At 67.5% G+C, this 9,617-nt stretch carries 10 protein-coding genes; 7 read left to right on the forward strand and 3 right to left on the reverse strand.

All coding sequences use genetic code 11. The features are described from left to right. Nucleotides 1-10 precede the first annotated feature (10 nt). The 6 genes from ACLJRL_RS34105 to ACLJRL_RS34130 are packed head-to-tail and all read left to right on the forward strand — an operon-like array spanning nucleotide 11 to nucleotide 5,973. On the forward strand, nucleotides 11-838 hold the full coding sequence (locus tag ACLJRL_RS34105; protein WP_410660470.1) for an ABC transporter ATP-binding protein: 828 nt from the start codon (nucleotides 11-13) through the stop codon (nucleotides 836-838). Beyond that, complete coding sequence (locus ACLJRL_RS34110; RefSeq protein ID WP_410660471.1) at nucleotides 828-1,583, forward strand: ABC transporter permease; 756 nt, start codon at nucleotides 828-830, stop codon at nucleotides 1,581-1,583. Before ACLJRL_RS34105 ends, ACLJRL_RS34110 begins: the two co-directional genes overlap by 11 nt. Before the next feature lie 5 nt (nucleotides 1,584-1,588). Next, a complete protein-coding gene (locus ACLJRL_RS34115) occupies nucleotides 1,589-3,514 on the forward strand; it encodes a condensation domain-containing protein (protein WP_410660472.1) in 1,926 nt (641 codons plus the stop codon). A 41-nt stretch (nucleotides 3,515-3,555) separates the two neighbouring features. Further along, nucleotides 3,556-4,521 carry an N-acetylmuramic acid 6-phosphate etherase gene (locus ACLJRL_RS34120; protein ID WP_410660473.1) on the forward strand — a complete coding sequence of 322 codons (966 nt, stop codon included), beginning with the start codon at nucleotides 3,556-3,558 and terminating at the stop codon, nucleotides 4,519-4,521. A gap of 2 nt (nucleotides 4,522-4,523) precedes the next feature. Continuing rightward, complete coding sequence (locus ACLJRL_RS34125; RefSeq protein ID WP_410660474.1) at nucleotides 4,524-5,279, forward strand: NRDE family protein; 756 nt, start codon at nucleotides 4,524-4,526, stop codon at nucleotides 5,277-5,279. A gap of 31 nt (nucleotides 5,280-5,310) precedes the next feature. Then, nucleotides 5,311-5,973: an NUDIX hydrolase gene (locus ACLJRL_RS34130; protein ID WP_410660475.1), complete on the forward strand. Its 663-nt coding sequence runs from the start codon at nucleotides 5,311-5,313 to the stop codon at nucleotides 5,971-5,973. On the opposite strand, the gene ACLJRL_RS34135 is transcribed toward ACLJRL_RS34130, so the two are convergent. The 3 genes from ACLJRL_RS34135 to ACLJRL_RS34145 all read right to left on the reverse strand — a co-directional run bounded on the left by ACLJRL_RS34135 (nucleotide 5,885) and on the right by ACLJRL_RS34145 (nucleotide 8,708). Beyond that, nucleotides 5,885-6,760 (reverse strand): HAD family hydrolase, encoded by an 876-nt coding sequence (locus tag ACLJRL_RS34135; RefSeq protein WP_410660476.1) that lies wholly within the window; start codon nucleotides 6,758-6,760, stop codon nucleotides 5,885-5,887. The genes ACLJRL_RS34130 and ACLJRL_RS34135 overlap by 89 nt on opposite strands. A gap of 19 nt (nucleotides 6,761-6,779) precedes the next feature. Next, complete coding sequence (locus ACLJRL_RS34140) at nucleotides 6,780-7,787, reverse strand: BTAD domain-containing putative transcriptional regulator (RefSeq protein ID WP_410660477.1); 1,008 nt, start codon at nucleotides 7,785-7,787, stop codon at nucleotides 6,780-6,782. A 738-nt stretch (nucleotides 7,788-8,525) separates the two neighbouring features. Then, entirely contained in the window at nucleotides 8,526-8,708 is a 183-nt protein-coding gene (locus ACLJRL_RS34145) for a hypothetical protein (protein WP_410660478.1), read from the reverse strand. A gap of 396 nt (nucleotides 8,709-9,104) precedes the next feature. Between ACLJRL_RS34145 and ACLJRL_RS34150 the strand changes: the two genes are divergently transcribed. Continuing rightward, complete coding sequence (locus ACLJRL_RS34150; RefSeq protein ID WP_410660479.1) at nucleotides 9,105-9,494, forward strand: IS5 family transposase; 390 nt, start codon at nucleotides 9,105-9,107, stop codon at nucleotides 9,492-9,494. The last annotated feature ends 123 nt before the right edge of the window (nucleotides 9,495-9,617 follow it).

Below are 9,617 nucleotides of genomic sequence, written 5' to 3' on the forward strand. Positions count from 1 at the left end.
AGGAGGCACGGTGCTCGACGCGACAGAGCTGTGGAAGTCATACACGGATGTGCCTGCCCTGCGCGGGTTCTCGCTGCGGGCGGGCCGGGGCGAGATCGTGGGGCTGATCGGTCATAACGGTGCGGGCAAATCGACCTTCACCAACATCGTCTCCGGACTGCTTCGCCCGGACCGAGGCACGGTGCTCGTCGATGGGCGACCGCCACGCGCGACGCGGGGACTGCTGGGCGTGGCGCCCCAGCATCTCGCCCTGTATCCCACCATCACCGTCCGCGAGACGTTGGCACTGTTCGGCGGCCTCGCGGGGCTCCGCCGCCGTGCGCTGGCCGCCGCGGTCGGCCGCACAGCGGAGGAGTTGCGCCTCACCGACGTGCTGGGCCGGTACGTGCGGACGCTGTCGGGTGGGCAGCAGAGAAGGGTGCACGCGGCCGCGGCGATGGTGCACCGGCCCGCGCTGCTGCTCCTCGACGAACCCACCGCGGGAGTCGATCCGGAGACAAGAAAGGCACTTCTCGACGCGGTGCGCGCGCATGCCGGAGAAGGTGCAGCCGTGGTCTACACCACTCACTACCTGCCGGAGCTGCTCGATCTCGGCGCCTCCATCGCCGTCGCGGAGCGGGGGAGGGTGATCGCCAGAGGCGGTGCGGAGGAACTGCTCGCGGGCCTGACCGGCGAGGTCAGGATCACCGTCGATGACGACGTGATCGAGGTGCCGACCAGCGATCCGGCCCGCACGCTCGCCGAACTGCTGCCCCGTCTGCGCGGCCGGTTGCGTGCGGTGGACCTGCGGCAGCCCACCCTTGACGACCTCTACCGCGAGGTCACTCGTGCGAGGTGAGCGACTCGACCGGCTGACCGTGCTGATACGGCACAACTTCCGGCTGCGGCTGCGTGACCCGGGACATCTGGTGAGCTACCTGGTCATGCCGATGGTGCTGATGCTCGCCTTCAAGCCGTTGTACAGCAGTCTGGGCGCGTCCGGCGCGACGCAGACCGTGATGGGCATGACGGTGATGTTCTCCGCCCTCTCGCTGTCGGTCGTGGGAACCGCGACGCTGACAGAGCGCCAGTGGCAGACCTGGGAGCGATTGTGCGTGACACCTGCCTCCGTCGGTGAACTCCTGGTCGGCAAGGCGGTGCCGGTCTTCGTGTTGCTCGTGTGCCAGCAAGTGGTCCTGATGACGTACGGGGTTCTGGTCGTCGGCATGCAGGTCACCGGCGGCGAACTGGCGTTTCTCGCCTTTTCCGTGATCGTGTGGAGCTGCGCGTTGCTGGCCATCGGCACCGCGCTCGCGGTGCTGGCGCGCAGTCATGGCGAGATGAGCGCCATCACCGATGTCGGCGCACTGACCCTCAGCGTGCTGGGTGGCGCCTTCGCGCCCGTGGCGTCCATGCCGTCATGGGTGCGGGACATAGCACCGATCTCGCCCGGCTACTGGGCGATGACCATGTATCGGGCCGCGACGGACGGCCAGCCACGGGTCGTGCTGAGCAGTGCGCTGGTGCTCGCGGCGATCACCGTGGCCGCCGCGGCGCTGGCGGTTTTCCGAGCCAACCGTGGCCTGAGCCCACTTAAGGGGTGATCGGTATGAATCTGGGACACGCAGATGAGGACGTGGCGCTGTTCCCCGCGCTGTGCTGGGGTCAACGGCACCTCTGGTTGCGGCACTCCGACCTGCCCGTCGGAGCGCGGCCGGAGTACAACATCGACCTTCGTGTGGAACCACCGCTCGGGGCGACGGTCGCCAGCCTGTGCACCACGGTCGACACACTCGTCCAGCGGCACGAAGCGCTACGCACCACGTTCGGCTATGTGGCCGGATCGGCGGTGCAACGCGTACTCTCGCCGGGGCCGGTCACCTGTGACGTGGTCGAGCTGGGGAATCGGCCCGGCGCTCAGGAGGACGCGGTGCGGGAGTTCGTCGCCGTGCCGTTCGACCTGACCGTGGCCCCACCCCTCCGGGCACGGGTACTGACCCACGCGCACCAACCCGTGCTCCTGATCATCGTCGTGCACCACGTAGCGGTGGACGACTGGGCGATCTCCCGGCTGAACCACGAGTTCATGACGATCCACGCGTCGGTCACCGCGCTCCGGCAGGTCATCCTCCCCGCGGTACGCACCCAGCCGTCCGATCTGGCGCGCTACGAGGCGACCGAGGAAGCGCGTTCGATGAACCGGCGAGCGCTGGCGTACTGGGACAGCTACCTCGAACGCATTCCCGGCGACGTGTTCACCGAACGGAAACCGCGCACGCCGGGCGAACCCGTCGCCTTCAGTGCCTCGCTCGTGTCGGCGAAGGCGGCGGCCGCGGTACGGCGTCTCGCCGGCAGGCACCGAGCCTGGCCGGTGACTGTCCACGCCGCCGCGTTCAGTGCACTTCTCGCTGCCTGCACCGGAAGTGAGGAGCCGTCCTTCCTGTCCTACGGCGCCAATCGCGACGCGGACCTGCGTGCCGAGGTGGTTACGAACGAGGCTCAGCCGTTACCGCTGCGGGTACCGGGCACCACCGCCGAGACGACGTTCGCGGACGTGGTGCGGCACATCGCGCGCTGCGCGGACGAAGCCGCGACCTACTCGCCGTGCGCCTACGACGAGGTGCTGGAAGCGGTCGCCGCACACAGCGCAAGACGTGGTGTGGGCCTGCGCCTCGGGGTCTACTTCAACTACCTCAACTACGCGCCCGCGCCACACGGGATGGCCGCCGACGGACTGGCGTGGCATGCGGAGCCGGCCGACTGGGCAGTGCAGGCGGACGATGTGTACTTCCGCGTCCACGAATACCGCGACGGCATCGTCATCACGATCAACGCGATGTCGACGGTGATGGGGCGGCGGGATGTCGAACGGTTCCTACGCGGTTTCGAAGACCTCCTGCTCACTCAGGCCGACTCAGCGGACCACCTGACGATCGCCGAGGTCGCGGAACTCGCCGGTTTCGGCCGGCGCCGGTCTGACGACAGCGTGGCGCTGTCACACCCCGCGGAGCGATGCCTGGCAGGCCATCCGAACGTCCGGATGGCACGAGTCTTCTCCCACCCGGACGGGACGACGCACGCGAATGTCACCGTGACCGACCCCGACCTCACACCGGCTCTGCTCCGCTTACACGTCGTGGAGCAGTTGTTCGACCACACGGGAATGCGGTGTCCGGGCGAGTTCACCACGTACTCGGACGTCCCGATGGCGCCCGGCGATCTCGCGGCATGGGCCGCCATGCCGGCGCTGCACCGCGGCGACGGTCTGGCATCGGTCGAACTCGAACCCGTTTCCGAAGCGGACATCGCGTTGCACGAGGCGGTGACTGCGGCCAACGGCCTCACCGGACTCAGCATGGCTCAGAGTTATGTCTCGGCGGGAGGGCGACTGATGAACGTTCCTCTCGTCCAGAACATTTTGCGGGACAACGGTTGGACCGGTGCACGACTGAGGCTGCTGGCCAGCGCCCTGCCCCTGCGTGGCGTGGCGATGAGGCTGACCGGTGCCGACCCGGCGACTCCTGGCTTGTCCTGAGCCGGGCCGGGTTCTCGACGGCGGCAGTGGAAAGGATCAACATGAGGGATTCGGACAACGTGCTCGGCCGGGCGTCCACCGAAGCGAGGCGTCCCGGCGGCGCGGACCTCGACGTACTGAGCACCGAGGAGATCATCGCGCAGATGAACGAGGAAGACACCCTCGTTCCGGTCCGGATCAGCCGGGTCGTCCCGATCATCGCGAAGGCTGTCGACGAGATCGCCAACCAGATGAGGCAGGGCGGACGGCTGATCTACTCCGGGGCGGGCTCGGCGGGACGCATCGGAGTGTTGGACGCCGCGGAGATGTTGCCGACGTTCAACGTGCCGACCGAACGGGTGTGGGCGTTACTGGCAGGGCGTGGCCGTGGCGCGGAGAACGGAGAATCCGCCGAGGACGACGCCGAGAGCGGACGAGGCGATATCGCCCGGCTGAACCTCACTTCGACCGACTGCCTGATCGGCATCGCGGCGAGTGGACGTACGCCCTACACCCTCGCGACGCTCGAGGCGGCGAACGAGCGCGGCGCGCTCACCGTGGCGCTCGTGTGCAACACCCGCACGCCCATGGCGGCGATCGCGGATATCGCCATCGAGGTGGTCGTGGGTCCGGAGATGATCAGCGGTTCCACCCGGCTGAAGGCAGGCACCGCCCAGAAGCTGGTCCTGAACCAGATCTCCACCGCCGTGATGGTGCGGTTGGGCAAGACGTACGGCGACCTGATGATCGATGTGCGGCCGGTCAACGAAAAGCTGAGCTGGCGATGTTGCCGGATCGTCGCGGCGGCCTGTTCGTGCGCCGAGTCCGAGGCGAGGCGGCTGCTGACCCTGACAGGCGGCGACGTCCGGGCCGCGATCGTGGTGGGGCTGACCGGTGTCGACGAACAAGTCGCCGGTGAGATCGCGGCCGGGTACCCGGTGCTCCGTGAGGCGATAGACGTCGCCAGGGCCAAGGTGTCGTCGACGGTGCCTGCCGGCGAGCCACGCGTCCGTACCGCGGCCGACTGACCATGTGCACGGCTGTCATATCCCTCTGTCCCCGCGACAGGTGGCCGGTCCTGCTGATGGCCACGAGGGACGAGTTCACGGATCGACCATGGCGCGCGCCTGCCGGGTGGTGGCCGCGCTACCCGGGCGTGCTGGGCGGGAAGGACCGGCAGGCGGGTGGAAGCTGGCTGGCCGTCAACGAGGCGCACGGTTCGGTCGCGATGGTGCTCAACGGCCGGTCGGTGGATCACGTCCACGTGGCGGAAACGCCACCCACTCGCGGGATGCTGCCGCTCATGGCCGCGGGCAAGCTCGAGTTGCCGACGCCGTCGGAGGTGCGGGGGATGGCGCCGTTCCACTTGCTTCTCGCCGGCCCGTCCGGTGCCTGGCTGGCGTCATGGGCGCGGGGCCGGTACCGGGTGAGGGACCTGCCGGCGGGGTTGAGTCTCGTCACCAGCCGTGGCGTGAACCAGGTGGGTGATCCACTGGTGGACCGCTGGCTCGCGCCGTTCCGGACGTGCCGGCGACCCGATCCAGAACTCGGCGAGCCTGCCGACAGCGTGTGGCAGCAGTGGTTGTCGGTTCTCGACGAGGGCGCGGGGGAGGCGGGGACCGATCGCAGCTCCGTGCTGAAACGGCCACCGGCCACCGGTGGCCGTGTGTGGGCGACAGTGAGCCTGTCCGCGTTCGCCGTGGGTGGTGACGGCGTTCGATACGACTTCGCGCCGTTGTCCCAGAATCGGTCGGCCGGCTCGGCGCGGTGGTCGCGGATCATCTGACAACGGTACGAACAAGCACGACTGGAGTGACATGGCGACGGCGTCGGCAGGCGAGGAAAACTACGTGCACAGTGACCTGACGGGATTGTGTGAACTGCTTCCCCCTCCGTACGGGCGCCGCACGCCTGCCGCGGTTCCCGAGGGCAGGGGGCGCCGGGCGGCCGTGCTGATACTCCTGACCCTCGTGGCGGGCGACTGGGATCTCTTGCTCATCAGGCGGGCGAGCCGTTTGCCGAGTCACGCCGGTCAGATGGCGTTTCCCGGGGGAACTGTCGATCCTGACGACAATGTCCGGGAGCCAGGGGACATGGCGAAGGTGGCGCTCCGTGAGTCATGTGAAGAGGTCGGCCTGGCACCGGAGGAGGCGACAGTGGTGTCGGTGCAGCCGCCGGAACCGGTGTCCGGCGGGACGTTCGTCGTCAGCCCGGTGATCGCGTGGCGTGCGGCGCCGGTGCGATGGCTGGTGCCGTTCGGTCCGGAGGTCGCCGCCATCCACCGGGAACCCGTGGCCCGGCTCGCCGATCCGGCGAACAGGATCCTCGTCCGGCACCCGAGCGGGAACACCGGCCCGGGCTTCGTGGTCGACGGCCAGATGGTCTGGGGCTTCACGGCCTCGCTGGTCGACCGGGTGCTTCGCGGTGGTGGCTGGGCCCTGCCGTGGAAGCCGGCCGGGCTACCTGTCGAGGTCGTCTAGCGACCGTTGGCGCGAACCATCGTCGCAGTTCGGCCGCCACTCCGTCGTCGTCGATCGACCCGGTGACGGCGTCCGCCGCGTGCAGTACCGCGGGCGGTGATTGCGCCATCGCCACCCCACGTCCCGCCCAGGCCAGCATCTCGACATCGTTGTGGCCATTGCCGATCGCGAGACAGTCGGCCGCGTCGACGTCGAACGCTCGTGCCAGGTTCGCCAGTGCGGAAGCCTTGGAAACGCTGCGGGACACCAGATCCAGCCAACCCTCTTCGCTGACCGAGACACTGACCTGACGGAAGTCTTGTCTCGTAACGACGCTGGCGAGATCCGCCACGGTCGGGTCCCGCACGATCACGTGGTGCGCCGGCTGCTCGGTCATCGCGTCCAAGGCGCGAAGTCGTTGTGGCGCGGGAAGTTCATCGGCTGGGAAGTACGCGGTGACGTCGTAGCCGAATCCGATCTCGTCGACGGCCACCTGGGCCGCCGGTGCCGACCGCAGTATGTTGCGGAGGGCGTCGCGGGCGTCGAACCTGGTGATCTCGACAACGATGCGGGACGGGTATCGGACGGTCAGCGCGCCGTTGCAGCATACCGCGTGCCCGTCCACCAGACCGAGATCGTCTATGACAGGAAGTATCTCGACGTCTGAACGCGCGGATGCCAGCACGAGATGTGCCCCGGACGCGAGGACGTCGCCGACGGCGGTTCGGACCGCCGGCCGGACGGCCTTCCCGGTTTCCAGCAGGGTTCCGTCGACATCAAGTGCCACCATTCGAGGTCGCCAGGTCATATACGCTTCCTCTGTCGCGTTAGCTTCCCGCGATCGTCGTCCCCGATGGGAACTGGATATCCTGCCGAAGCACACGCAGCTGGGCCTGCCGCAACTCTGATCCCGGTTCGATGCCGAGGTCGTCGCTCAGCCGCTTCCGAATGTCGTCGTAGAGCGTGAGTGCCGCCGCCTGCTGCCCCGCGACGGCGAGGGCGAGCATCAGCCGCGCGTACGCGGCTTCGTGCAGGGGCTCATCGACGATCAAGGCGCGCAGGTGGACCGCGGCCTCACACCGTTCTCCTTGTGCCAGCGCGACGTCGGCGTAGCTGACGACCGTCTCGGAACGGCGTGCCGCAAGTGCCAGACAGGCCGGGTGCTGGCGGACCTGGTCGAGATCGGCCAGTACCGAACCGCGCCACTGCCGCAGCGCGTGTCGCAGGTGCCGTTCGGCCAACGGCAGATCGCCGAGCGCAAGCGCTCGTTCCCCGGCCTTCCGCGCGGCATCGAACGTAAGCAGATCCAGCTGGTCCTCGCTCACGGCCATCAAATAGCCACCACTCGCCGCGACGATGGTGGGTGGCGCATCGAGGTGCGCATTCCTGCATTCCAATGTCTTCCGCAGGCGTGCCGCGTAGGTGTGTACCAGATTTCGGCACGACGGTGGTGGTCCGTCGCGCCACAAGAGATCGACGATCTCCTCGCGCCGCACTACGCGGTTGGGCTGCACGGCGAGCAGGGCCAGCAACAAGCGTTGCTTCTCCGCACGGACTTCGATTCTCCGTTGCCCATCCGATATCGTCAACGGGCCGAGCACGCCGAATCGTAGGGGATCGGGCGACTCGGCCGTGGCCGCCCGTTCGCCCGCATCGAGCGCGGCGAGGAGCCGCTTTGTCGTTTCGGTTCTGGGGCACCTTACGTAACCACGCTCGGCATTGCGGACCGCGCGCAGACTCACCCTTGAATGTTCGGCCAGTTGTAGTTGTGTCAGGCCCGCGTTGATACGTCTGTTCCTGAGCCACGCCGCGACGCCCGTGTCCTTCCCCCCCACTGAAGCCCTTCCTGTTCGCTCGGAATCCTTCAAGGCCCGCGATGTGGGCCTCTGCCGCAAATGCCGATCAACTGGGTCGAAACTCTTCAACGAGCATAGGTATGGTCGGCGAACCTGACAATAGGTTGATGAGACAGTTATGGGCGCAGTGTAACAGTCGATTGCGGAGACGACAGGCTCGCCGAGGTGCCCGCTGACGCCGCCAGTCTGTGATCTTGCGTGAACATGGCTAGTCAACCGGGCGGGAGCCTGCGACCGGAAAGGATTTGAGCCAGTTCAAATCCACACGCGATGACTGCTGCCGTGCTCGGAGTCCGCTTGTGGTCTGCCGATGTAGGCCGAGGTGCAGGCATTGCCGTCTGTGCCGCCGTATTTGGTGAATGAGCCGTTGACCTTGAAGGTGGTCCGGCATTTGTCTCCTGACGCAGACGCTCTCCTCCGCGATGACGCCGCTCGTGCTCGCCGCCGGCACTGCGGCGGCGACGGCGTCGAACCTGGCCGCTGTCCCGCTGCAAACGGTGTGACGTGAGTTCATAAGTTCACTGCTTCTCCTCGCTCCGGCTCGCGCCTCAGTCCCCCTCGAGATCGAGGTGCTGCCATCTGTGTAGTGCGGATGGGTTGTCCGGCGCCGGGGGCTGGACGCCGGACAACAACCTCCGGACAATGGGCAACCGACGCGTTCCCGAACGGTCCACCGTGATCGTGGTGGTCGGGCAGGAGGTGGCCGGGCCTCGGACATCAGCCCGGGCCTTGAGCCCTGAAGCGGGAACGGCGCCCGCTCGCCCCCTGCTCGACCACGCCGAGCACATAAGCGGGCGACATGCCGGGGAGGGCAACTCCTGTGGGCGGGGTGCCTGTCGTGATGCCGTTCTCGCGCATCTCGGCGGCAAGCTTGAGTTCGACGTCCGCGGCGGCCGTCACCGGTCACATCGTGCACCCCGGCTCCTTCAAGATCTCGTCCACCCGCTCCGTGCGGTCATCCAGCCCGCTCGTGATGGCCGTGGCGTCCTTACCGGCCGCGAACCATTGTCCCTGGGTCTTCATCCCACGGCCGCCGGTCCGGCCCTGCGGTGGTGACGAGGTCAGCCGAAGTACGAGACGACGCCACAGGGGATCCCAGCGACGGCGACGGGATCCCTTGTCTATTGTGGACAAAAGAGGTCGACGCGAGCTACTCGACTCGATCGAGCCGAGTAGCAACTGCTAGAACTCCCAGACGACGGCACTGCACTAGGGCCTGTATCGAAGTCGAGATGGGTGAGGTCTCCGGTAGTTGGTTCGTCGACCAAGAAGAACCTGGACACCATCGGAGACCTCATGGACACCCTAGCGGTGACGAGGCGGTTCGATCTGACCGACGAGCAGTGGGCGACGCTGGAGCCGTTGTTGCCTGCCCCGTCGCGGTCGGGTCGGCCGTCGTTGTGGAGCAAGCGGCAGTTGATCGATGGGATCCGGTGGCGGGTGCGCACCGGTGCGCCGTGGCGGGACATGCCCGAGGCATATGGGTCCTGGGCTGCGGTGTACGGGTTGTTCCGGCGGTGGCAGCGTGCTGGTGCCTGGCAGCGGATTCTGACGGCGTTGCAGGCGCTGGCCGAGACGGCCGGGCGGATCACGTGGGATGTCAGCGTGGACTCCACGATCGCTCGGGCGCATCAGGGCTCTCTGCTTCACCTGGCCTCCCGGGTGGCCAGACTCGGTGACGCCTAGGGTGTGTCCTGGGGATCTTCATCGGAGGTGCAGGATGATGCAGGCGAGGATGATCTCGGCGCGGTGGTAGGCAGCTCGTTTGGCGTATCGGGTCGCTAGGCCTCGGAATTGTTTGAGGCGGTT

Origin of the sequence: Amycolatopsis sp. lyj-112 (genome assembly GCF_046549055.1) — a bacterium.
Lineage (GTDB): Bacteria > Actinomycetota > Actinomycetes > Mycobacteriales > Pseudonocardiaceae > Amycolatopsis.

Coding starts and splice junctions, on each gene's coding strand:
- ACLJRL_RS34115 (WP_410660472.1), top strand. CDS start 1,589: ATGAATCTGGGACACGCAGATGAGGACGTGGCGCTGTTCCCCGCGCTG.
- ACLJRL_RS34120 (WP_410660473.1), top strand. CDS start 3,556: ATGAGGGATTCGGACAACGTGCTCGGCCGGGCGTCCACCGAAGCGAGG.
- ACLJRL_RS34125 (WP_410660474.1), top strand. CDS start 4,524: ATGTGCACGGCTGTCATATCCCTCTGTCCCCGCGACAGGTGGCCGGTC.
- ACLJRL_RS34130 (WP_410660475.1), top strand. CDS start 5,311: ATGGCGACGGCGTCGGCAGGCGAGGAAAACTACGTGCACAGTGACCTG.
- ACLJRL_RS34135 (WP_410660476.1), bottom strand. CDS start 6,760: ATGACCTGGCGACCTCGAATGGTGGCACTTGATGTCGACGGAACCCTG.
- ACLJRL_RS34150 (WP_410660479.1), top strand. CDS start 9,105: ATGGACACCCTAGCGGTGACGAGGCGGTTCGATCTGACCGACGAGCAG.